General features: G+C 57.9%; 20 protein-coding genes. 10 read left to right on the top strand and 10 right to left on the bottom strand.

Translation table 11 applies throughout. The features are described from left to right. Window positions 1-165: 165 nt before the first annotated feature. The 6 genes from ACW17M_RS09680 to ACW17M_RS09655 all read left to right on the top strand — a co-directional run bounded on the left by ACW17M_RS09680 (window position 166) and on the right by ACW17M_RS09655 (window position 6,964). On the top strand, window positions 166-891 hold the full coding sequence (locus ACW17M_RS09680) for a response regulator (protein WP_009287305.1): 726 nt from the start codon (window positions 166-168) through the stop codon (window positions 889-891). Then, complete coding sequence (locus tag ACW17M_RS09675) at window positions 888-2,399, top strand: ATP-binding protein (protein ID WP_233973693.1); 1,512 nt, start codon at window positions 888-890, stop codon at window positions 2,397-2,399. Before ACW17M_RS09680 ends, ACW17M_RS09675 begins: the two co-directional genes overlap by 4 nt. A 111-nt stretch (window positions 2,400-2,510) precedes the next feature. Next, a complete protein-coding gene (locus ACW17M_RS09670; RefSeq protein ID WP_457547321.1) occupies window positions 2,511-3,770 on the top strand; it encodes an ABC transporter substrate-binding protein in 1,260 nt (419 codons plus the stop codon). Between the two features lie 93 nt (window positions 3,771-3,863). Further along, window positions 3,864-4,790 (top strand): carbohydrate ABC transporter permease, encoded by a 927-nt coding sequence (locus tag ACW17M_RS09665; protein WP_041157867.1) that lies wholly within the window; start codon window positions 3,864-3,866, stop codon window positions 4,788-4,790. Next, a complete protein-coding gene (locus tag ACW17M_RS09660) occupies window positions 4,783-5,661 on the top strand; it encodes a carbohydrate ABC transporter permease (protein WP_009287309.1) in 879 nt (292 codons plus the stop codon). Before ACW17M_RS09665 ends, ACW17M_RS09660 begins: the two co-directional genes overlap by 8 nt. A 181-nt stretch (window positions 5,662-5,842) precedes the next feature. Next, window positions 5,843-6,964, top strand: a complete 1,122-nt coding sequence (locus ACW17M_RS09655) for an ABC transporter ATP-binding protein (RefSeq protein WP_022520449.1) — start codon at window positions 5,843-5,845, stop codon at window positions 6,962-6,964. A gap of 96 nt (window positions 6,965-7,060) precedes the next feature. Here ACW17M_RS09655 and ACW17M_RS09650 read toward each other — a convergent pair whose 3' ends face one another. The 5 genes from ACW17M_RS09650 to ACW17M_RS09630 form a co-directional block, all read right to left on the bottom strand. Next, window positions 7,061-8,701 (bottom strand): BCCT family transporter, encoded by a 1,641-nt coding sequence (locus ACW17M_RS09650; protein ID WP_027959700.1) that lies wholly within the window; start codon window positions 8,699-8,701, stop codon window positions 7,061-7,063. A gap of 108 nt (window positions 8,702-8,809) precedes the next feature. Next, window positions 8,810-9,847 carry a YcjF family protein gene (locus ACW17M_RS09645; protein ID WP_027959699.1) on the bottom strand — a complete coding sequence of 346 codons (1,038 nt, stop codon included), beginning with the start codon at window positions 9,845-9,847 and terminating at the stop codon, window positions 8,810-8,812. Continuing rightward, entirely contained in the window at window positions 9,844-11,247 is a 1,404-nt protein-coding gene (locus tag ACW17M_RS09640; RefSeq protein ID WP_027959698.1) for a YcjX family GTP-binding protein, read from the bottom strand. The genes ACW17M_RS09645 and ACW17M_RS09640 overlap by 4 nt, the downstream gene beginning before the upstream one ends. A gap of 188 nt (window positions 11,248-11,435) precedes the next feature. Then, window positions 11,436-11,627, bottom strand: coding sequence for a hypothetical protein (locus ACW17M_RS09635; RefSeq protein WP_022520445.1), 192 nt, complete (start codon window positions 11,625-11,627; stop codon window positions 11,436-11,438). 61 nt (window positions 11,628-11,688) lie between these two features. Continuing rightward, window positions 11,689-12,558, bottom strand: a complete 870-nt coding sequence (locus tag ACW17M_RS09630; protein WP_457547320.1) for a D-hexose-6-phosphate mutarotase — start codon at window positions 12,556-12,558, stop codon at window positions 11,689-11,691. A gap of 137 nt (window positions 12,559-12,695) precedes the next feature. Here ACW17M_RS09630 and ACW17M_RS09625 point away from each other — a divergent pair, with 137 nt between their 5' ends. The 4 genes from ACW17M_RS09625 to ACW17M_RS09610 all read left to right on the top strand — a co-directional run bounded on the left by ACW17M_RS09625 (window position 12,696) and on the right by ACW17M_RS09610 (window position 17,530). After that, window positions 12,696-12,941, top strand: a complete 246-nt coding sequence (locus tag ACW17M_RS09625) for a GlsB/YeaQ/YmgE family stress response membrane protein (protein WP_457547319.1) — start codon at window positions 12,696-12,698, stop codon at window positions 12,939-12,941. Window positions 12,942-13,106: 165 nt separating this feature from the next. Further along, window positions 13,107-15,584 carry a DUF1266 domain-containing protein gene (locus ACW17M_RS09620; protein ID WP_278369018.1) on the top strand — a complete coding sequence of 826 codons (2,478 nt, stop codon included), beginning with the start codon at window positions 13,107-13,109 and terminating at the stop codon, window positions 15,582-15,584. A 95-nt stretch (window positions 15,585-15,679) separates the two neighbouring features. Beyond that, window positions 15,680-16,312, top strand: a complete 633-nt coding sequence (locus ACW17M_RS09615; protein ID WP_457547318.1) for a C40 family peptidase — start codon at window positions 15,680-15,682, stop codon at window positions 16,310-16,312. Between the two features lie 27 nt (window positions 16,313-16,339). Next, window positions 16,340-17,530 carry an MFS transporter gene (locus ACW17M_RS09610; RefSeq protein ID WP_457547317.1) on the top strand — a complete coding sequence of 397 codons (1,191 nt, stop codon included), beginning with the start codon at window positions 16,340-16,342 and terminating at the stop codon, window positions 17,528-17,530. A gap of 178 nt (window positions 17,531-17,708) precedes the next feature. Here ACW17M_RS09610 and ACW17M_RS09605 read toward each other — a convergent pair whose 3' ends face one another. From ACW17M_RS09605 to ACW17M_RS09585, 5 genes are all read right to left on the bottom strand, one after another. Continuing rightward, a complete protein-coding gene (locus ACW17M_RS09605) occupies window positions 17,709-18,323 on the bottom strand; it encodes an ABC transporter ATP-binding protein (RefSeq protein ID WP_457547316.1) in 615 nt (204 codons plus the stop codon). After that, a complete protein-coding gene (locus ACW17M_RS09600; protein WP_457547315.1) occupies window positions 18,316-19,140 on the bottom strand; it encodes an ATP-binding cassette domain-containing protein in 825 nt (274 codons plus the stop codon). The genes ACW17M_RS09605 and ACW17M_RS09600 overlap by 8 nt, the downstream gene beginning before the upstream one ends. Window positions 19,141-19,205: 65 nt before the next feature. Continuing rightward, the gene (locus ACW17M_RS09595; protein WP_457547314.1) at window positions 19,206-20,006 is read right to left on the bottom strand and encodes an ABC transporter permease; all 801 of its coding nucleotides are present in this window, start codon (window positions 20,004-20,006) and stop codon (window positions 19,206-19,208) included. Then, the gene (locus ACW17M_RS09590) at window positions 20,003-20,983 is read right to left on the bottom strand and encodes an ABC transporter permease (protein WP_457547313.1); all 981 of its coding nucleotides are present in this window, start codon (window positions 20,981-20,983) and stop codon (window positions 20,003-20,005) included. Before ACW17M_RS09590 ends, ACW17M_RS09595 begins: the two co-directional genes overlap by 4 nt. Beyond that, a complete protein-coding gene (locus tag ACW17M_RS09585; protein ID WP_457547312.1) occupies window positions 20,974-22,563 on the bottom strand; it encodes an ABC transporter substrate-binding protein in 1,590 nt (529 codons plus the stop codon). Before ACW17M_RS09585 ends, ACW17M_RS09590 begins: the two co-directional genes overlap by 10 nt. Window positions 22,564-22,659: the final 96 nt, after the last annotated feature.

Here is a 22,659-nt window from a genome sequence, read left to right as displayed (position 1 = left end):
CATTAAGTAAATATTGTATTTTTTTGTTAGCATTCTTATTAATACACAGAAATAGCGTAGCCACAGGTGATTTCATCATTAGTCGAAGGGGGCTTGAGATGCACAGTTTCCTCGACCATCATCAAGGCCCAATAACGACAATAGCGTAGGGCTGAACCCGCTGAGATGACGACAACCCCTGCTACTTTGATTGTGGTCGACGATGACCCAGAGATTTGTGAACTGCTCGCTGACTACCTGGGGCGCCATGGCTATCGGGTATTCACAGCGGACGGTGCGCAGGCGTTGCATTCTCTGCGTGCAGAACACGCCCCCGACTTGCTTATTGTCGATTTAATGCTCCCCGGTGACGATGGCTTTACCATCTGCCGTGACGTCCGAAAGCACAGCGATGTGCCGATCATAATGCTTACCGCCAGCGCCGATGAGACCGATCGCATTCTGGGTCTGGAGCTGGGTGCTGATGACTACTTGGGCAAGCCGTTTAATCCCCGCGAATTGCTGGCGCGCGTCAAAGCGGTACTGCGACGCACCCGCAGTGCTCCACCAGAGTTGCCTGCGGGGCAGGCGCGCTGGGTCAGTTTTGGTAATTGGCAACTCGACCGCATGACCCGCGAGTTGATTGACCTGCAGGGCGAGCGCGCCGCGCTTTCAGGGGCTGATTTTCAGCTATTGCAGGTGTTTTTAGAGCATCCGGCGAAGGTGCTCACTCGGGATGATCTATACGCGCTTACCCGTGGGCGGGACGCGCCGCCGCTTGATCGCTCCATTGATGTCCACGTTTGCCGCCTGCGCCAACGGCTGGGTGAAGATGCCCAGCACTCGCAGTTGATTCGAACGGTGCGCGGGGCAGGCTATGTGTTAACCGCCCAAGTAGATGCATTAACGTGAGACGCGTGGAGTGGGCAACCATTCGTCGACGCTTATCCCGACGAGCTGCCCGCTGGCTGCCGGCGTCGCTGCGCGGGCGCTTCGTGATCATCATGATCGCCGGAGTGCTTGTCGCCCAAGGGGCCAGCTACGCCATCTGGACTTCCCAGGTGCGCTCCAGCCACTTGGCACAGCTTGATGAGCTGTCCACCAATATGGCGTTTAGCATCGCCTCCACCATGAAGTTTTTCCGCTCACTGCCCGTTGATTACCGCCATATTGTGCTCGATCAGCTGCGTAATATGGGTGGCACGCGCTTTTTTGTTAGCGTCAACGAACGCAGGCTGGCCATCGACGATATCGGCTCCGGGCCGGAAAAACAGGTGGTGGTGAACAATGTGCGCTCGGTGCTCACCCAGCAGCTCAATATCGACGACGTGATTGTCGAGTTCTCCCGCCCGGAAAACCTGCGTGTGCTCAATAACGAAGTACTGCTTTACGACCTACCGCCCCGCTGGGGGCAGCACAGCCTGCTGATGGAGCCACTCTCGCCGCCGATTTTAGTGGTTCAACTGGAGCTTGCCCCAGGCACCTGGCTGTATGTGGCCACGCTGCTGGGCGTACCGGATATTTTCAGCGGTTATCGCTGGCTTTCTGAAGAGCGTTTGCTGGTCGGGTTACTGGTGCTGCTGAGTGTGCTGGCGCTTTCTCTATTGGGTATTACCAGCGTGACCCGGCCACTGGCGCGGCTTTCACGGGCAGCGAATCAGTTGGGCGATGATTTGGATATGCCGCCACTACGGGAGAGTGGCCCCAAAGAAGTGGCCGCCACCGCCGCGGCGTTCAATCGTATGCAGCGGCGTATTCGTGAGCAGATTGAGGAGCGCGAACGGCTGTTTTCGGCGATTTCCCATGATTTGAAAACCCCCTTAACCCGCATGCGCCTGCGCGCCGAGATGCTCGATGACGACTATCAGCGCGAGCGTTTTTGCGCCTCACTGGATGAGCTGGATAGCTTGGTTAAAGGTGCCTTGGCCTCGGTAAAAGGCTTAGACCTGCATGAGGAGCCCGAGCCCGTTGATCTAACACACCTGCTCGAAGAGCTGGCCGAAGAGCTTAGCCTTCAGGGGGGTAAGGTCACTATTGAGATTAAAAGTGGTTCTCTTATCGCGCCGCTGATTGTCAAACCGGTAGCGCTTAAACGCTGCCTGGCAAACCTGCTTGAGAACGCGGTGTTCTATGGCAAGCAGGCCGATGTGCAGCTAATCGATCACGGTAATGTTGTCACCATGCGTATTCGTGACCACGGCCCAGGTATACCCGAAGAGCAATTGGGGCGGGTGTTTTCGCCCTTTGTGCGCCTGGAGCCCTCACGCAGCCGGCATACTGGCGGTAGCGGCCTGGGGTTGGGCATTGCCCGGCATATTGCCCGCGCCCATGGCGGCGATATCACGCTCGCCAACCATGCTGATGGTGGGCTGGTGGTAACTCTCACGCTACCCCGCCAGGAAACTATTACAGGTTTGTAATAAAACCCCAACACTATGCAGTACTCGGTAACTCCCGTTGACGCTCCCCTTGGCGTAACCTCTTGGATGTCGAACGTCCGAGAGGACAATAACAATATAAGGAGTTACTCCATGTCGACGCTTAAGAAGACGACCCTCGCGCTTGCTCTGGCAGGTGCCACGCTAGCCACCACCGCTCAAGCGAATGAAGTTGAAGTGCTGCACTGGTGGACTTCCGGTGGTGAAGCTCGCGCTGCCAACGTGCTTAAAGAGTTAATGGAAGCTGAAGGCTACGGTTGGCAGGACTTTGCAGTGGCAGGCGGCGGCGGTGAAACCGCCATGACGGTGCTTAAATCTCGTGCCATGTCGGGCAACCCACCCTCTGCAGCCCAAATCAAAGGCCCCGAACTTCAGGAGTGGGGTGAGCTTGGCTTGCTCGGTGACCTGAACGGCGTTGCCGATGCGGAAGGCTGGGATGAGCTGCTGCCGGAAGTCGTGGCCGATATCATGCGTCACGACGGCCAATACGTGGCGGTACCCGTCAACGTACACCGGGTAAACTGGTTGTGGGCCAACCCCGAAGTGCTCGAAGCGGCAGGGGTAGAGATGCCCACCACGCTGGATGAACTATTCGAGGCAGGTGAGGCTATCCGAGAAGCGGGCTTCGTACCGCTGGCTCATGGCGGCCAATCCTGGCAGGACGCTACGGTCTTCGAAAGCGTACTGTTAGGTGGTCAGGGTAGCGAGTTTTATCAGCAGGCATTGGTAGAACTAGACCCTGAAGCCCTGGGCGGCGAACAAATGATCGATGCCCTTGAGGACTTCAAGCGTACCCGCGAGCTGATGGATGAAGGCATGCCCGGGCGTGACTGGAATGTTGCCACGGCAATGGTGATTGAAGGAGTGGCAGGGTTTCAGCTGATGGGCGATTGGGCCAAAGGGGAGTTCACTGCGGCCGGACTGACCGCCGGGGAAGATTACCTCTGTGCCGCAGCGCCGGGCACCGAAGATGCGTTCACCTTCAATATCGATAGCCTGGCCATGTTCCGGGTCACTGACGACGATGAGCGAGAAGCGCAGCAAGCGTTAGCCCGCCTAGTGCTTGAGCCTACTTTCCAGGAAGCGTTTAACCTTGCCAAAGGCTCGATTCCTGCGCGGCCAGATCTGGACATGAGCGAATTCGATAGCTGTGCCCAGCAGTCGTTGGCTGATTTCCAGCGCACCGCTGAAGAGGGTGGCCTAGTGCCCAGTATGGCCCACGGCATGGCCGTACGTGCGGATATACAGGGTGCCATTTTTGATGTGGTTACCAACTACTTCAACGACGCCGATATGCCTGCTGAAGAAGCGGCAGAACGTATGGTGAGCGCTGCCGAAGCGGCCTCTTTCTAGGCTTTTCTAGCGTTAGCGTTCTTCAGGCGCCGCTGCAACGGCGGCGCCTTCGTTGCTTGGCAAGGATACTTCTCCATGAGAGATTCCCTCCCCATGAAAAATACCTCTGCGACGCCTTTAGGGGCTGGCGCTAAGCGGTCGACGCCATCCGGCGGTTTGCAGGCGTGGCTGCCTCGCCTGGTGCTGGCACCGTCGGTGGCAATTTCGCTGTTCTTTGTTTACGGCTTCATGCTGTGGACGTTCGTACTCTCGCTAACCAGCTCGCGCATGCTGCCCAGCTATGACTTTGTCGGCTTTGGTCAATATGCACGCCTGATGGCCAATGAGCGCTGGTGGGTCGCCTCGACCAACCTGATGATTTTTGGCGTGCTGTTCGTGGTGATTTGCCTGGCGATTGGCTCGCTGCTGGCGATACTACTCGATCAAAAAATTCGCCAAGAGGGCGCACTGCGCACAATCTATCTTTACCCCATGGCGCTGTCATTTATTGTTACCGGGGTAGTGTGGAAGTGGCTACTCAACCCGCAGCTGGGCATTCAAGCGATGGTTCAAGGCTGGGGCTTTGAGTCGTTTCGCTTTGACTGGATTGTCGATCCTGATATGGCGATTTATACCCTGGTGATTGCCGCCGTATGGCAGGCGTCAGGCTTTGTGATGGCGCTGTTTTTAGCTGGCTTACGGGGTATCGATGACAGCATTATCAAAGCGGCGCAACTAGATGGCGCTAGCCTGCCGCGCATTTATTGGCGCGTAGTGATGCCCTGCCTGCGCCCGGTCGTGTTTAGCGCGGTGATGATTTTGGCCCATATTGCCATTAAGAGCTTTGACCTGGTCGTTGCGCTCACCGGCGGTGGGCCTGGCTATGCCACCGATTTACCCGCCACCTTTATGTACGCCCACGCCTTTACCCGGGCGCAGATAGGTTTGGGCTCTGCCAGCGCCATGCTGATGTTGGGCGGCGTGTTGGCGATTTTGATTCCTTATCTCTACTCCGAATTAAGGAGCCGCAAGCATGGCTAATGTGATTCGTCGTCAGACGCCCGCTGCGCGGCTGGGCCGTGGCCTGCTCTATGGCGTGCTGATACTCGCCGCGCTGTTCTATATTCTACCGCTGGTGGTCATGCTGATGACCTCGGTGAAGCCGCTGAGCGAAATCAGTGCCGGGTCGCTGCTCTCGTTTCCGCAAAATCCCACTTTCGCGCCGTGGACAAAAGCCTGGGGTGAAGCCTGTACCGGCATGCGCTGCGATGGCGTTGGCGGCTACTTCTGGAACTCCTTTGCGATTGTGATTCCAGCGGTGCTGATCTCAACCACTATCGGAGCCCTTAACGGCTATGCGCTGACCAAATGGCGCTTCAAAGGCTCTGAATTAGTCTTCGCGCTAATGCTGTTTGGCTGTTTTATTCCTTTCCAGGTGGTGCTGTTGCCCATGGCGCAAACCCTCGGCTGGCTGGGGATCTCCAGCTCCCGCGCCGGGTTGATCCTGGTTCACGTGGTCTTTGGCATCGCTTTCACCACGCTGTTTTTCCGCAACTTCTACGTGGGTATCCCCAACGAGCTGGTATCGGCGGCGAAGTTGGATGGCGCGGGCTTTTTCCGCATCTTCTGGCGCATTCTACTGCCGGTTTCGGCTCCGATTATTGTCGTCTCAGTGATTTGGCAGTTCACCCAAATCTGGAACGACTTCCTGTTTGGCGTGGCGTTTTCAGCCCACAACACCCAGCCCGTTACCGTGGCGTTAAATAACCTGGTGAATACCTCCACCGGCGTTCGCGAATACAACGTGGATATGGCGGCGGCAATGATTGCCGCGCTGCCCACCCTGGTGGTGTACGTGCTGGCGGGAAAATACTTCGTGCGCGGGCTGACAGCCGGTTCCGTTAAAGGCTAATAACAACTAGGTGAGTGGCAACCATTTCTAGAAGGTCAGAAGCAGCCCGTAGCGGGGGTCTTTCGCCAGGGATGGCGAAAGTAGCGCCCAGGGATGGGTTCACAGCGCCCCCGCGGAGGGCTGCTTCTGACCAACCCAGATGAATGGAGTTTGTCAGTCGCTTTAGAATAGGATTTTCATTATGGCAGCTTTAGAAATCCACAACGTGCGTAAAGAGTTTGGCAGCGAGCGGGTGCTCAAAGACGTTAGTATCTCCATCGATTCCGGCGAGTTTTTGATTCTGGTTGGGCCGTCAGGCTGCGGTAAGTCCACGCTGATGAACGCCATTGCCGGGCTTGAGCCAGTGACGTCCGGCAATATTTATATCGATGGTGAAGACGTAACCTGGCGAACCCCCGCGGATCGGGATATCGCCATGGTGTTTCAGTCCTACGCGCTTTACCCCAGCATGACTGTACGCCAGAACATCAGCTTCGGGCTGGAGATGCGCAAGGTGCCCAAAGCCGAGCGGGAAGCGGCCGTGGAGCGGGTAGCCGACTTACTGCAGATCACTCACCTGCTGGAACGCAAGCCTGCCCAGCTCTCCGGCGGGCAGCGTCAGCGGGTAGCCATGGGGCGGGCGCTGGCCCGGGAGCCAAAGGTCTACCTGTTTGACGAACCGCTCTCTAATCTGGATGCCAAACTGCGCGTGGATATGCGCACCGAGATCAAAAAGCTCCACCAGCGCCTGGGCACCACCATTGTTTACGTCACCCACGACCAGGTCGAAGCCATGACCCTGGCCGACTGCATTGCGGTGATGCGCGACGGCCATATTCTGCAGCTCGGCTCGCCGGATGAGGTCTACAACAACCCGGTGGATATGTTTGTGGCTGGCTTTATGGGCTCGCCGTCGATGAACTTCATTCGCGCCACACTGGAGGACGATAACGGTGGGTATCAACTGAGGATTGCCACGCCAGGTGAGGATGAGCTGGTGCTACCCTGGCCGGAGGAGCGCATCGCCCCAGATATGGCCGAACGGCTTAACCAGCCGGTCATTCTTGGCCTACGCCCAGAGCACTTCAGCGAAGAGGATGAGCGGTTAACGTCCCAAGCCGAAGGAACGCTGCTGAGCGCCAGTGTGGCGGTGGTAGAACCTACCGGGGCGGATATTTTGCTGCGCTTACCGCTTGGCGAACAGGAAGTTACCGCCCGTGTTGGGCCTAAATGCGCAGTGGTTGCAGGGGAGCGCTTATCACTACGTGTTGATATGGGCAGAGCGATTCTATTTGATGCCGAGACCGAGCAGCGTATTGCGTAAGCGATTTGACTTGAACCTGTTGTGAAATAGTGGGCCCCCTGCTGGTTTCAGCAGGGGGCCTCTTTTGTAGTTACCTAAAGGTTTCAACTGCAGGTATTACTTACGAATAAGCCGTAGCTCGCCATTGAGCGCCTTGATGATCGAGTAGCACATCAGCAGCATCACAATCGAGAACGGAATAGCGGTGGCGGTAACACCGGCCTGAAGGGCGGTCAGGCCACCACCGATAAGCAGCACAATCGCGATGAGACCCTCGACGACCGCCCAGAACATACGCTGTGGCCGCGGAGCATCGATTTTACCACCGGCGGTGATGGTATCGATGACCAGGGAGCCGGAATCCGAGGAGGTGACAAAGAAGATCAGCGCCAGCACGATGCCCAGGGTCGACATCAGCCCCGTCAAGGGTAGTTCGTTCAGCATGCCGAACAGCGAAAGCTCGGGTCTGTAGTTGTCGATGACATACTCTTTAACCAGGCTGCCCGCCGGGTCAGCATAGAGCTGTTCAAGGGCGGTTGAGCCAAAGACGCCCATCCAGACAAAGATAAACAGACTGGGAACCAGCAAAACGCAGAGGATAAATTCACGCACCGTGCGGCCCCGGGATACCCGAGCGATAAACATCCCCACAAAAGGTGCCCAGCTAATCCACCAAGCCCAGTAGAAAATCGTCCAGGACTGGCGGTAGGCATCATCCTCACGACCAAAGGGCGCGGACAGAGGAATAAACTCAGTGACATAGGTGGTAAGTCCCGACCAGAAACCCGCCATGGCCAGCAGAGTAGGGCCAGCGAAAAGCACAAAAAAGAAGAACAGAACGGCCAGGATCATGTTGATCTCTGAGAGCTTCTTCAAGCCGCCCTCAAGACCGCGCCAAACCGACACCAGCGCCACCGCCGTCACCAGAATGATGACGATGACCTGGGTTAAGGTGCTTACTTCCAGGCCGAAGACAAAGTTCATCCCCGCATTAGCCTGCTGTGCCCCAAGCCCAAGTGAGGTGGCCAGCCCGAAGAGAGTGGAAAACACCGCCAGGATATCGATCACATGGCCCCACCAGCCCCAGACACGCTCACCGAGAATGGGAAAGAACGCCGAGCGAATAGAGAATGGCAGGCCCTTGTTATAGGTAAACAGGCCCAGCGCTAGCGCCATCACCACATACACCGCCCAGCCATGGATACCCCAGTGTAGATAGGTACCCGCTAGGCCCATGGCGCTGGCATCATCAATAGCCGCTGAGTTCAGTTCGCCATCGGCGCCGAAGGGCGATGCGATGCCCAGAGGCAGCGAGACATTGGCGTGATAAACCGGTTCGAGTACGCCGAAGAACAGCAGGCCGATGCCGATTCCCGCGGTGAACAGCATGGCGAACCAGGAGAGATAGCTGTGATCCGGTCGCGCATCGGCCCCGCCCAGCCTGACTGAGCCATAAGGCAGAACCACCAGCGCTAAGCAGAACAGAATAAAGAAGTCGACCAGAATCATGAAATACCAGTCCAACGTTCCCGTCGAGAAGGCAACAATGGACTGAAAAGTGCTCCCCGCTCGCTCTGGAAACAGCAGGGTGAGGACGATGAAGATAGCGGAAGCAAGCGCGGATACCACAAAAACGCGGTTGTGGATGTCGAAACCGATGGGGCCAAGCTGCCCCTTGATATTGTCCTGGCCGACGACATAGTCGGTCTGCATGTCGCTCGTTGCCGAAGGCGACTCAGGATCATTGGGATGGTTCATACACTACGTCTCCTCTGTGGAAGATGCCATGTCAAACCCCCATCATGAGGATAAACAGCGTTGAATCCCATCTTGTGGCCGAAAACAGGCTTGTTGTCGATTACTTGATTAGCGGCTCTGCGGCACCTTTTCTTTATCGAGCCGTTTGATTTGTCGCCACAGGTCTTGGCGTAGATCGGCGATCTTGGGCTGCTCATCGGCAGTGAAGGGCACCGGGCGACAGAGCCGCTGGGCGCGTAACCCAAGGCGCGCGCTAAGCAGCCCGGTGGCGAGGCCTTGACCCGCACGGGCGGAAAGGCGGCTGGCTAAATCCAGCGAGAGCATATCCATACTGGCGTCGGTGGCCAGTTCGCTGGCACCGGCAAAAGCCATGTTGTGCAGCACGTTACGAAACAGCCGCAGGCGGCTGGCGTAGCCCAGCTCAAGCCCATAAAGGCGGCAGAGTCGATCCACCATCGCCAGGCTGCGCCAAGCCACCAGCGCCATATCCACCAGCGTTAGGGGGCTGATGGCGACCATGATGGCGGTTTCGCCGGACATACGCGTAATCAGGCGCTGGGCCTCGCGATCACGCGGCGCTAGCAGGTGGTAACGCAACAGCGTCTGGATCTCCTCACCACTATGGTGGGGTTGGCAAGCGCGCTGAAAGGCTAGCCAGTGCGGGTCATCGTCGGCGAGTTTGAGCTGACGTCTTAGCTGCTCGGCCATCGCCCGGGCCTGCTTGGGTGAGCGTAGCGGCAGCTCGGCCAGATCGCCGCGCAGTTTGTCGTGGCGCTTGAGACGGCGCAAACGGCCCACCTCTTTGAGCAGGGAGAGGCCGCCCAAGCCAATCAGGCTGATTCCGAACAGTTGCCAGGCCATGGCGAGCCACTGCGACTGAGCCATCGCATCGGGTATCCCGGTGACCAGCTCTGCCGTGCCTAGTCCGGCACCACCCACCAGGGCAAATAGCAGCCCCCAGCGGCGTTTACGCGGCGCACCTAAACTGGCGGCAGGCAGCGCTTTATCTTCTGGCAAGGGCGCCAATGGATGATGCTCGCTGGCGCCAGCAAAGGCTTCGCGCTGACGTAGGACTGTCTCTGCATCAGCGGCCTTTTCGGGCTGGTCATCCAGCGTGAAGTGGCGGCGTGGCTGTGGGGTGGTCATGTCAGTTTATCTCCAATCAGCCAGTCGATGGCGGCGTCCATGCGAATATGATCCAACGCTTCTGAGCTGGTTGGCATCGGGCGAAAGCCGGGGAAGTCGAAGCCCTGCTGCTGCCAGAAATCGGCAGCGGGCAGCCGGGCGGGCACATCGCCGGGGTAAACCAGCACTTCTTCACCCTCTAGTGTGGTGCCTCGCAGTGCAGGTGAACGCTTACCCTCATGGATCACCTCACGGGCTTCAGTGGCACGAATAGCTGCCAGCGAGAGCGCTTTAACCGGCACGTTGGCAAAGCGAAGGTCTTTGAGAGGCTCTGCCAGCAGGGCCTCCAACAGCTGTACCAAGTGGCCGTGTTGATCGGGAGTGACGTGATCGGCTTTGGTGGCGGCAATCGCCAGGCGGTCAATTTTAGGTGCGAACAGGCGCGTAAGTAGGCTGCGTTGGCCATAATCGAAGCTGTGCATTAACTGGCGTAGCGCGCTGGAAAGGTCTTCAAAGCGTTCTGGCCCGGCATTGAGCGCGCCAAGCACGTCCACCAGTACAATCTGGCGGTCAAAGCGGCGGAAGTGATCGCGATAAAAGGGCTTGACCACTTGCTGCTGGTAGTAGCGAAAGCGCGCCGCCAGGGTAGCGTAAAGGCTATTGGCAGGCAGTGCCTCCAGCGTTTCTCTAGAGGTGTTGAGTTGAGAGGCGTCGAGCTGCGGTAGCGGAAAAAACTGCAGCACCGGCGCACCTTCCAGTTCGCCGGGCAGTAAAAAACGCCCTGGCTGCAGGTCGGAAAAACCGGCCTTTTTGGCGCGGCGAAGGCCTTGAGCGTACTCCTCGGCAAGAGCAGCAAGCTGGGCTTCATCCGCTTCGCCAGCGGGGTCGAGCTGTTCTACTGCGGCAAGCCATTCGCTAAACAGGCTGCGGCGCTGTTCGCCCTCGTGTAACGCCTGTGCCTGGCTCCAGCTATAAAAGTCGTGCTGTAACAGCGGCAAATCAAGGAGCCACTCGCCAGGGTAGTCGAATAGATCCAGGGTAAGGTGGGCGATTTCTGGTGTTAGCCAGCCGCTGCGGGCAGGGCGGTAGCGCAGCTGTAAGCGTAACTCGCTGATGCCGCGGGTGGGCTCCGGCCAGCGCGGCGGCGTATCGCGTAGTGCAGCCATGCCGGGGTCGTAGGGAAACCGTGGCACGCCTAAGTCGGGCTGGTTAAGCCGCTGGGCACCCAGCAAGCGGCCTTCCCGGGCAGCGGGTAGCAAATCGAGCTGCGCCTCAACGCCCGCATGACGCAGTTGATTGACCAACGACGTCAAAAACGCGGTTTTCCCCGCTTGGGAAAGGCCGGTGACCGCCAAGCGCAGCTGGCGATCTCGCCCACGCTCTAATAAATTGCTCAGTTCGCGACTTAACGGCTGGCGCATCCTTTCGATCCCTTTGTAGGAGCCTGTCTGACTTAACACTGATCTACTGCGAATCCCAGTATTTTGGCCAACTTTATTCGATCGATTTCGTTAAATAGCACGCTATTCGCCTCAATCGATCGATAAATTTGGCTCAAAATCCGCGCTTCTCGCGACGATCGGCCAAGCCAGGCAGGCTCTCTTAGCCTTTACTGGCTAAACATTAATACCAGTTGCGAAAGCATCGGTAGGGTGGCGATCAAAAAGCCAACCCCCGCCAGGGTGTAGCCTGGCCAGCGCCGGGTCATCTTCTGCGCCAAGGTTAGGCCCACTAAGCACACCACCATACCGATTAAATTAAACGCCAGCGTGGCGGCTTCTAGCCATTGTTGCGGATCCATTGGATCTCCCTAGCTCTAATGCCATTGAGCACATGATAGCAAAGCATTGATGAACCGAAGATTAACTGCGGCTGAGGGTGGTGCCTAACAGGTGCTGGGCGCCAGGCACTAGCCAGACTGGGTCTAGGCGTGTATTGGCGGCTTCAACGCAGATAAAATGTCGTGCTACGTCGACGGGAGTGTCGCGGGGAAGGTCGTTGTTGGGGTGCCACACTACCGTGGAGTCGCTGGACTGCTTGCCGATGCGCAGGCTGCGCTCACCATCGTTGAGCAGCACGGCTTCATTGGTGTGATAAATGCGGTCAACGGCGCCTTGAACGGCCAACGTGCCTTGCTGTTCGCTCTCCGCAAAGTCGCGCAGTTTGTCGAGATAGCGTGCGCCGGAAAGGCCTTCCAGACGACACTGGTGGGTATCGGCAACGGCTAAATAGGTATGCAGCGCACCGCTGGTTTTAATCGGCGTTTCGCCGATGTTTTCGCTAATCAGCTCCACGTTTAAGCGCTGGGCATTGGCTTGTACCACCAGGCGCGCAGTAAGTAGTGTATGCAGGGGCTGTGCTGGAGAGAGGTGGAGCTCAATTCCCTCGGCGTGCTCATCAACAGCGTCTAGACGCCACTCAGCATGGCGGGCAAGGCCATGGAAAGGGCCGTCGTGGTTGGGGCTCTCATCGGCATAGCGCTCGTCGGCAAACCACGGCCAGCAGAGCGGAATACCACCCCGGATAGCGCCTGGCAGCGCCTGGGGCGTAGGCGTCAGCCATAACCAGCCGGTATCACCAGCAGGGCAGAAGTGCAGCACTTGAGCGCCCTGGAGACTAACCACCAACTCGCCCCAAGGCATATTGAAAAGCACCACGTCGCGGCCTTCCCACTGTGTCGTTTGCTGTCCTTGAGTGCTTTTAATCAGTTGATTGAGCGAGTCGGGGATCATGAATTTTCCTTTAAGAGTTGCCAAGCATCGATACCGAGTAGGCGCCGAACACTAACGCTGTGTGCTATGGTAGAACAAGCGTGACTCTAAGGTAAAACGCGTAAGTGAAACCCGTCATTAAATAGTAAGGAGACTATATGGGATCTCTTATTGGGGCATTGATTATTGGTGGTTTGGCTGGTTGGATTGCTGGCAACATCATGCGCGGCGGCGGTTTTGGTATCCTGGGTAATATCGGTGTCGGTATCGTCGGTGCGTTCATTGGCCGTATGTTGTTTGGCCTTTTGGGCCTTGCTTCCGGCAATATTATTGGTTCGCTAGTCACCGCGACCGTGGGTGCCGTGGTGCTTCTTTGGGTAATCAGTAAGGTTAAAAAAGCGTAGCGATTGAGTTGCTACCTGTATGTCACCGCCCGGCCTTTTGCCGGGCGGTGTCGTTTTATGCATACCGAGGCCGAAGGCTATCGGTGTTCGCACCACTTTCCGTTACACTAGGCAGCTTTACTTCCGGCTATTTGCTGGTGCTATTGTGCTTTTTCGAGGTGCCTCTTGATCGACGTGTTAAATGCCTGGTGGGCCCAACAGCTGGTGCTGTGTGATTGGGCGTTTACTCCTCATCCGCTGGCGGTCGATGCAGGGGCGGCAGAGCAGCGCCTGCTACAACTGGGCATTACCAATCGAGGCGAACTGGCCGAACAGCTCTTCCACGGGCTGGGGGCTCCCGCAGGTAGCGCTGACCGTTTGCTAGGCGCTTTGGAATGGGCCGCGTTGGCGGGAGCGGCTGGCTGGTTAGAGGCTGATCAAGCCCGTCATTGGGCGCATCACCTAACTCGCCGCATCACCAGTGATTATAGCGACCTACGTGCCTGGCTAGCAGACCTGCGCCGTGCGTTAGGCGCGCGGGGCTGGGAAGTGGGGGCCGATGACCGTTTTATTGACGCTTGCCAAGCGCTGGCTAAGCTTGAAACCGATGGCGAGGGGGTTACCTGGGATACGCTTGAAAATGCCCTGGCTGAACTGCCGGCTCCCGCTTCGCTATGGCCCCAGCAGCCCGAAGCGCAGAGCTGGCGGCTATGCGCGCTGTTCCGGCCGGTTATTGTCTATCCTGCCAGCCAAACCGACTGGCCTGAGGCCACCGAGTGGCTGGCCCACGTGTGGGATGTCCATGACCGTGATGCGCTAATTGGCGTGATACTTTGGCTAGGCGCTCAAGGTGAGCGCCAGCGCTGGGATATTGAAGCACGCGAATTGCTCAGTATGGACAACGCCCAACGCATGGAGTGGCAGCGTAGCGTTGTGGAAGATTCGCCCTATGCGCCGGTGCTGAATAAGTTCGTCACTCAAGGCGAGCCCCTGGAGTGGGCGGCTTGGGATTGGCTACGAATTGTGGAACTTGCCTGGGCTGGCGCCTGCTGTGGCTTGCTGAGCCAGGAAGAGGCTGATGACTTAGCGGGGCACGCCGCTGATTTACTCAGTCGGCGCTACCACGACTGGTATGCCGTGCTGAATGCGTACGGGCGCGGGCAGAGCCTGTTTGACGGCATTGACCGGCGGGGTAAAACACCCAGCGAGCGGCATCAGTTATTGCTGCACAGCGCCCATAGCCCTTGGAATAGCCCCTGGAAATGTCTCCCAGGGGAGTTATTGGATGAACCTACGCGCAAGGCATCCCAAGCGCGCATTCGGCAGTGGCGCAATACGCCCCATCACTGGTTGTTGGCGCTGGCCAGCGTACGCGAACCGGATGCCATGCTGCGCCAGATAGCCCCCTCCGCGGCGCTGCCGGAAGAGCAGCGTGCCGATGCGGCGCTCTATTTGCAGGAGTCACTTGGCTTACATGCCGATGAAGGCGCTCATGCACTGGCACGCTACTGGTTACCCGCTCAGGCGCACCATCTTAATCAGTTGGCGGCCGACGCCGTGCATGGCGTTTTGCCTCCCTCGCAAAGCTGGTTTGGTCAGCCGACTCCGGAAGAGCTTAAGCAGCGCAATGCGGTTAAAGGGGTAAGCCGCCATGCGGCGACGATCCATATGGCCGAAAAATTCGCCTTCTATCTGCATATGTCCCTCGACAGCGGTTTATTCGATCGCGCGCCGTTAATGGAGTATGCCAGCGCACTGCGAAGCTGCCTGTGCCGTTTTTATCCCAATGCCAAACGGTTGTTAGAAGCCTGGTTCGCTTGGGAGAGCTGTCTGCCCGAGCCTGAGCACGCCTCGCTGGTGAATGAAATTATTTGGCACATTGAAGATCCTGGCAGTCTGTTTCACTGGTTGGATTGGCGTCACGACGCTTGGCGCGAACCGGGTAGCCGCCCCACCTTGAGTCACTTCACCGCTATGTCGCTGGTGGGCCCGTTGAACAGTGCGGTATGGAGTGAGCCCCAGCCTGAGAGTGCCCGTGAGTGTGCCGAGATTCGCGAGTGGGTGGAGAGCCACTACCACTTGAGCAACGCAGGCGATATGCAGGAGTTTTTGACCTACATGCTCGAATCGGGGGATCGCCAGGAGTATCAGATTAACTACGCGCCCTATACCCTCAATACTGAGCGCTTAAGCGCTGAAATCGCCATTCTTGAATCCGGCGACTGTGCTGAAGATGAACGCCACCACCTGCTTCGCTTACGTCGTGTGCGCGACAACGAAGATGGCTGTAATGAGGTGGATATGGCGGCCTGGGATATTGCCCAGCTGGTCGATTTGGCCATTGCCGCGCGACAGTTAAACTGGCTGGATAGCGCTGCTTTCGCTAAGGTGTTGGATCGTGCTTACCAACTGGCGGCAGATCACTATGCCGGATGGCAGGAGTACGCCATGGGGATGTACGCAGGCTTCTCGTTTTTTATGGGCGAAACCCCGGAGCGAGAAAGCTTTTTAGCTGGTTTTCGTCAGGCGCTGGTGGCCTGGATATGCGGTGCGCCGGTTTTGGCTGGCCCATGGGTGAGCTTGGATTTTCCAGGCAATAAACCGCGCCATTTTGCGCCACTGCATATTGATACCTTACCGGGCGATCAGCGCACATTACATTGATGCTCGCCAAACATATGATAATTAGCTTATAGTCGTGCTTAGAAAAAATGAGTTTTGTCATACCGCCCTCTTATTAATGTCACGAGGTTAATCGCATGGTTGCGTCGCCACGCCCCGCTGTGACCGCTGTCCGTGTCGTAAGTGTCTGTTTTTTAGTTACATTGATCGCTGGCTGTGCAGGTTCAGCGCGACAAAACAATATTCAGGCCCCCGAGAATTACTTTTCAATGACGTTGCCGGGAATGGGGGCGAACCCACAAATGTCCCCGGTTGATCCCATCGATGCGCATTTGCGCAGCTTGCAAGTACCACCGCCAACAGTGGTTCGCGAGGCGCTGATGGCGCAACACCAGCGCTGGGCAGGAACGCCTTACCGAATTGGCGGCACCTCAGAAAGAGGCATCGACTGTTCGGCCTTGGTTCGCAATGTTTACCGTGACACCTTTAATTTAGAGCTTCCGCGCTCCACCCGTGGTCAAGTACACGAGGGACGCCCGATCGACCGCCAAGAGCTGCAGGCGGGCGATCTGGTGTTCTTCCGACCGCCGGGTCGTTATAACCATGTGGGTATCTACGTGGGCGATGGGTATTTTCTCCACGCCTCGACCTCAAAAGGGGTCATTATCTCCAGCCTGAATAATAGTTACTGGCAGCGCTACTACTGGCAGTCACGTCGCGCGCTGGAGCCAACGCATCTGGCCCAGCTGGGTGGCAGCGTTTTCCAGTAGCCAGATCGGACACGTTTTAGGAACGGCATGATTGAAGCCAAATCGCGCGCCTGGTGGCGCGCCACCTTGGCGCTTTGCCTCGGCTCATTTCTTGTTTTTATCAATTTATACGCACCACAGCCGCTGCTGCCGGGGTTAAAGGAGACCTATCAGGTCTCGACCTTAGGTGTCAGCCTGCTCATGTCGGTGTCAACTCTCTCCTTAGCCATTGCGCTGTTGGTCTTTGGGCCACTCTCGGATGCCATTGGTCGCGAAGGCATAATGCGCATTACTCTGCTGCTTGCAGGCGGCTGTTCTATTGCCTTGGCATTCGCCCCCACCTTTGAAAGCTTGCTGTTTTTGCGCCTGGTGCAGGGCTTTGTGCTGGGCGGGCTGCCAGCGGTGGCGATCGCCTGGATGGGCGATGAGTTTGAGAAGCCTGCGCTGTTAAGCGCTGTAGGACTCTATATTGGCGCTAATTCACTTGGCGGAATCAGTGGGCGTATCGTCGGTGGCGGCGCCGCTGAAATTGGCGGGCCCATGGCGGCATTTCTAGCGGTCGGCATTATGACGCTAATTGGCTGTGGAGTGTTTTGGCGCCTGTTGCCCAATAGCCGCGCCTTTACTCCCCAGCGCTTTGAGCTGCGCAAAGCGGCAAGCGATTTAGTCAATCATTTGCGTAACCCGGTGCTACTCGCTGCTTATTGCCTGGGGGGTATCAACTTCCTGATTTTTATCAATCAATACAGCTATATCACCTTTCGGTTGGCGGCAGCGCCGTATCAATTAGCCGCCAGTGGTCTGGGGCTGATTTTTTTGACCTATCTCGGCGGCACCTTCGGTTCGATGATTTCCGGGCGTCTGGCCGGGCGGTTTTCTCCCGCGGCATGCATGATGGTGGGGGTCATGATTTTAATGCTGGGCACGGCGATTACCTTAGCGGATTCGCTGCTGCTGATTATCGTCGGTTTAACCGTTAATGCCTTTGGCTTTTTCCTGGCCCATTCGTTGGCCTCCAGCTGGGTAGGGCGCTATGCCCAAGGCGCGCGGGGCAGCGCTTCGGCGCTCTACCTGGTGTTTTACTATGTGGGAGCCAGTTTGGGCGGCTTCTGGCTGGAGCCGTTCTGGCGCTGGGCCGGGTGGTCGGGCGTGAGCGTCGGTTCGTGGTTGCTGCTGAGTATCACGCTGCTAATTGCTTTCGGACTATGGCGCTTTGAGCGTCGCCAAGCGGTTGGCTAACCTTCACCAGTTGCACGCATTGATGCCGAGCGCAGGTTTCCGCGAGGGCGCTGTGAACCCCTCCCTGGGCGCTACTTTCGACATCTGACCGCCAGGGATGGCGGAAATGCCGGAATGGTCGGGAACATTTTTTCCGGCCATGTCGAAAGACCCTCGCTTCAACCTGCCCTGGCATCAACTACCATGGCTTCAGCTGCCCTTCGCTTAAGTGCAAGCGCTGTGGGCAAAGCCGTTCCAGTAGGGCGGTGTCGTGGCTAATCACCAGCACGCCCAGCTGGCGTTGTTCGGCCTCTCGTTTTAATGCCTGCCAAAGCTCAATCTGGGTAATGGGGTCGAGCATGGTGGAGATCTCATCGGCGACGAGAAAGCGTACTCCCGGCGCGAGCGCTCGCAACACGCATACCCGCTGCAGCTCTCCCCCCGATAACGACTGAGGGAAGCGCGTCAGCCATTTTGCTTTCACGCCAAACGCTTGGCACTGTGCGTCAGAAGGTGTCCAGGCTTCGCGCAGTATCTTACCTACCCGCCAGCGTGGATTCACCGCTAGCTCCGGTGATTGCGGTAGCCACTGCACGGGGTGCACACCGCTTTTCGGTAGCGCCTCGCCATCCAGGGTGACATCACCTGCCTGGGGCGCTAAGTAGCCCGCCAGCAGTTGGCCTAGCGTCGATTTACCCGCCCCCGAGTCGCCGCTTAACCCTAGCCACTGACCCGCGCACAGCGTTAGCGAAATGTTCTGAAGTAGCGGTACCTTGGGGGCAAAGTGAAAACTCAGTTGGCGTGCTTTAAGCAACGTGCGCCTCCTGTTCACGCCGGCTTATGGCAGTCGTTGCAAAAGCGTTGTCCGGCAGCGCCAGCCACAATGCCTGTGAATAAGCGTTGGTAAGCGAAGCGCCGCTGTCCTGAAAGGCGCAGGCGGGCGCAGTTTCGACCAGCTTTCCGTCACGCATAATGGTGACGCGGTCGGCGATTGGCAGCGCATGGCGCAGGTCGTGGGTAATCAGAATCACGCTTTTGCCCTGGTCGGCCAGTTCGCGTAGCGCATCCAGTACCCGCTGACGCTGGTGAGGGTCAAGGCCTACGCTGGGTTCATCGGCAATCACCAGCTTGGCTTGGCTGACATGGGCCATGGCCGTCAACACGCGCCGGGCCATGCCGCCAGATAGCTCATGGGCATAGGCCTGCTGTGCACGGGCATCTAGCTGATAGTGATCAAGGGCTTGTTGGGAGGCGTGCCAAGCATGTGCTGATGGCTGGCCTGCGCGCTGGGCTGCCCAGGTCACCTGGCGCTGAGTACGCACCAGCGGATCTAAGGCGCTTAGCGATTGGGGGATCAGTGCCAGCTCACGGCCGCGAAGCTGGCGTTGGCGTGACGCGTTAAGCGGTTTGCCTTGATAGTAAAGCTGGCCGTTTAAGCGTGCAGGTGTTGGCAGTAAACCCATAATGGCATAAGCCAATAGGCTTTTTCCGGCACCGGAGGCGCCCACCACTGCATGAACCTCGCCAGGGAACACCGTTAGTGAAAATTCATCCAGGCAGGTGGCCCAGTCGCGCTTCCACCAGGAGGCATACAGAGGTAGCTGTAGCGATAATTGATCAATCGTTAACACGGCAGGCCTCCCATCAATAGTTTTACAGCCAGTGGTTTTTACAGCCAATGGTTTTCTGAAAAGCGCTAAAGCGCACGGCGTAGGTGGCTTGAGAGGCGCTCGAAACCCAGTACCATCAGTAACAGCCCCAAGCCGGGAAATACTCCCAGCCACCAGTAACCGCCGCTTAAGTAGCGCATGGCGTCGGCCAGTAACACGCCAATAGCGGGCTGGCTGGGGCTTAAGCCAAAGCCCAAAAAGGTCAATGCGGCTTCGTGGAGAATGGCGTGGGGAAACAGCAGTAACGCGCCGACCAGGCAGTGGGGAATAAGATGGGGGAGCAGGTGGCCGTGGAGCACAAACCAGCGCGATTTACCTAGAGCGCGGGAGATGCGCACATAGGGCGCCTGCCGTAACTGCCATAGTTCGGCGCGCAGCACCCGGGCTAGGCTTGGCCAGTGGGTCACCGCAACGGCAATGATCACTGCCTGGGTACCGCCACCCAGGGCAAAAGCGATCAGCATTAATAAAATCAAATGAGGCACGCTAAGCAGCGTATCAATCAGCAAACTAACCAGCGCATCCAGCCGTGCTGACAGCGTGGCTATCGCTGCCAGGCTTAATGCAATCAGCGTGCTCAGTAGTGCCGCCAAGCAGCCCACCCAGAAGCTTAGTGCCAGCCCCACCAGAGTGCGCGCCCAGAGTTCACGGCCCAGCGCGTCGGTGCCCAACCAGTGGTCAACGCTGGGCGGGGCCAGGCGGGCAGCAAACTGCATCTGTTGCGGTGAATCACCCAGCAGCCACTGGCTAGCGACTAGTCCCATGACCAGCAGGGCGGTGCCCCCCAGGCTGACGGCGGCACGAAGGCGCGGTTGAGCCTGACTCATAAACCACCTGGCTGAATACGTGGATCAATAACGGCGTAGAGGCTATCGGCGATCATATTGCCGACGCTGACAAACAGGGTGGTAAATAGCGCAATGCCCAGCAGCAGTGGGACGTCACTGCGCAGGCCTGCTGCCACTGTGGCTTGACCTAAACCGGGGTAGGCAAAGACCTGCTCGATTAAAATGGAGCCGCCAAACAGTTCGCCCAGTGAGGCAAACGCTAGCGTAATCGCCGGTACGCTGGCGTGACGAAGACCGTGGCGCCAAGCCACATCAAGACGGCTGGCGCCCTGAGCAAAGGCGTGAGTAGCAACGTCTGAGCGCATTAGCTCAAGCATGCGGGTGCGGGTGTGCAGGGTGATACTGGCGATGCCCAGCAGTGCCAGGGTAGCCACTGGCAGCAGTAAATGGTGCAACCGTGTGGCGAGGGTGACTTCCTGGTTTAACGCCCCGGCGGGGCCTGCGCAGCAGGTGGGTGTCCACCCCAGTGTTACCGAAAATAGCAGCACCGCAAGTATCGCCAGCCAAAAGGCGGGCGTGGAGGCGGTAATAAAGGCGTAGGTGCTGATGATGTTATCCAGCTTGGAGCCCTCTTTGGCACCCGCCACAACCCCGAGGCTAAACCCCACCAGCGCAGAGAGCAGCCAGGCGCTGCCGAGTAGCGCAATGGAGCGCTGAAAGCGCTGAGCGATTACCTCACTGACCGGCTGGTTGTATACGTGACTCCAGCCTAAGTCACCACTGGCTAACTGGCGCAGCCAGTGGCCAAACTGAACGGCAGCTGACTCATCAAACCCCCAACGCTGGGCAATCAGTGCGCGCTGCTCTGGGCTCACTTGGGCCATTTGTGGGCCTAGGTAGGCATCAACGGGGTCAACGGGGGAGGCTATCATAAGCCCATACGACACCAGGGCGACGCAGATTAATACCAGCGCCAGACGAGCCACGCGCTTGGCGATAGGCGCAATCAGTCGCACGTCCAGCGCCACTCAAGCAGGTTGGCGGTGATCGGCCAGCCATGGCCGTGAGGCGCTACGCTCAGATCGCCGACATCTAAGCAGGTATCGGTAAAATAGACATGCTCAAGATTGACCAGCCATGCCCAGCTACTATCGCCGCGTACTCCGTAGCCGGTGGTGCCGTCCCACTGCGCTGCCTGCCACTCGCGGTTGGCTTGCTCAAAGCTAGGCGCCGCCTGGGCGGCGTCCAAGTGGGCATCCACCTCTGGATTAGCGTAGAAACCGCTGTTATAGAAACCGTTGCCCGCATGCTGACTTTGGAAGAGGTAGTAAACTTCCTGGGGGCTATGGCTGCCAAAACCGAACATAATGGCATCCTGGTGCAGTGCTTCGCGCTGGATTTCGTCCCAGTGGCGGCCGGTGGGCTGCATCTCAATTCCCAGTGGACGCACCATCTCAGCACTGACTTCCGCAAGCAGCTGTCGGGTGGTATCGCTGGAGGGGTAGGTAAGTCGAAAGCTAGCGGGCAGGCCATCTTTATAGCGCAGGCCATCATCGCGTAGCTGCCAGCCTGCAGCGTCGAGTATCTCCTCCGCCCGGTCAAGGTCGGGAGCGGCAAGGCGCTCATCGCTATCGCTCCAGGGGAGGCCGTCCGCCGGGCCAAAGGCGGGGCGCCCATAACCGTGCAGTGCCACTTCCACCAGCGTATCGCGGTCAACCGCAAGGTTGATCGCCTGACGTATAGCAATATCTGCCGTCACATTGTTACCAATCGGCGCGCCGGAGGCGGCGTGTTCGCCATTGGCAGGCTGCATGGGAAAAAGAATGCCGCGATTATCGACACTCTCCATAATCACCCGCTGCATATGTGCTGGCACATTGGCCGCCAGTGCAGGGGGAATTGATGCAATATCCACTTGGCCAGCATGGGCGGCACTTAGCGTGGTGTCTTCACCGGTAAAGAGAAATACCAGCCGTTCAAAAGCAGGCGTAGGGCCGTAGAAGTAAGGATTGCGCTCGACAATTAGCTGCTCGCCTTCCTGCCACTCTACCAACTGATAGGGGCCAGACCCCAGGGGATGACGACCATACTGATCACTGTAGCCGTTATTACGCTCGGCGCGGGGCACAATGCCCAGTGTCAACAGCTGATCAATAAAGGTAATGCGCGGGGCCTTCAGGCGGAGCGAAACAGTGTACTTATCAAGTGCGGTTGCTTCAGCCAGGGCGCTAAGATCCGCTCGCCCGCCCGCCTGGGCTGCCGCATTAAAAGTATAAGCCACATCTTCAGCGGTCAGCGGCGTGCCGTCGGCAAAGCGGGCGTCCTCGCGGAGTGTGAGTGTCCAGGTCAGGCGGTCTTCAGAAAGCCGCCACTCAGTGGCCAGCTCTGGCTGCGGCGCAAGATCCTTGCCCCGTGAAAGTAGCGTCGACTGAAACAGTGGATTGCCATACTGCCCCCAGCCCAGCAGTGGGTCGAAACCCTGTTCGGGTTCGCCGCCAATGGCAAGTACCAGCTGTTCTTTTGCCTGCGCAGTGGAGGCTACGACTAAACAACTTAGCGCAATACCCAGTAAGATGGGCCGAGTTGGTTTAGTCATCGCTTTATCCTTTATGCTGTTAGCGTCACTAGTATGATGTTTTTACAATAACATCATACTACCGGTGGTGGCAGCGCATGCAAAGTTAATCAGTAC

The organism is Vreelandella sp. 2A-K22, assembly GCF_054065485.1.
Note: the sequence above shows the minus strand (reverse complement) of the source record. Positions and strands in the feature narration are given on the sequence as shown.

Bases quoted from the DNA above. Each gene is read 5' to 3' on its own strand.
- ACW17M_RS09680 (WP_009287305.1), top strand. From the start codon at position 166: ATGACGACAACCCCTGCTACTTTGATTGTGGTCGACGATGACCCAGAG.
- ACW17M_RS09670 (WP_457547321.1), top strand. From the start codon at position 2,511: ATGTCGACGCTTAAGAAGACGACCCTCGCGCTTGCTCTGGCAGGTGCC.
- ACW17M_RS09665 (WP_041157867.1), top strand. From the start codon at position 3,864: ATGAAAAATACCTCTGCGACGCCTTTAGGGGCTGGCGCTAAGCGGTCG.
- ACW17M_RS09660 (WP_009287309.1), top strand. From the start codon at position 4,783: ATGGCTAATGTGATTCGTCGTCAGACGCCCGCTGCGCGGCTGGGCCGT.
- ACW17M_RS09655 (WP_022520449.1), top strand. From the start codon at position 5,843: ATGGCAGCTTTAGAAATCCACAACGTGCGTAAAGAGTTTGGCAGCGAG.
- ACW17M_RS09650 (WP_027959700.1), bottom strand. From the start codon at position 8,701: ATGAACCATCCCAATGATCCTGAGTCGCCTTCGGCAACGAGCGACATG.
- ACW17M_RS09645 (WP_027959699.1), bottom strand. From the start codon at position 9,847: ATGACCACCCCACAGCCACGCCGCCACTTCACGCTGGATGACCAGCCC.
- ACW17M_RS09640 (WP_027959698.1), bottom strand. From the start codon at position 11,247: ATGCGCCAGCCGTTAAGTCGCGAACTGAGCAATTTATTAGAGCGTGGG.
- ACW17M_RS09635 (WP_022520445.1), bottom strand. From the start codon at position 11,627: ATGGATCCGCAACAATGGCTAGAAGCCGCCACGCTGGCGTTTAATTTA.
- ACW17M_RS09630 (WP_457547320.1), bottom strand. From the start codon at position 12,558: ATGATCCCCGACTCGCTCAATCAACTGATTAAAAGCACTCAAGGACAG.
- ACW17M_RS09625 (WP_457547319.1), top strand. From the start codon at position 12,696: ATGGGATCTCTTATTGGGGCATTGATTATTGGTGGTTTGGCTGGTTGG.
- ACW17M_RS09615 (WP_457547318.1), top strand. From the start codon at position 15,680: ATGGTTGCGTCGCCACGCCCCGCTGTGACCGCTGTCCGTGTCGTAAGT.
- ACW17M_RS09610 (WP_457547317.1), top strand. From the start codon at position 16,340: ATGATTGAAGCCAAATCGCGCGCCTGGTGGCGCGCCACCTTGGCGCTT.
- ACW17M_RS09595 (WP_457547314.1), bottom strand. From the start codon at position 20,006: ATGAGTCAGGCTCAACCGCGCCTTCGTGCCGCCGTCAGCCTGGGGGGC.
- ACW17M_RS09585 (WP_457547312.1), bottom strand. From the start codon at position 22,563: ATGACTAAACCAACTCGGCCCATCTTACTGGGTATTGCGCTAAGTTGT.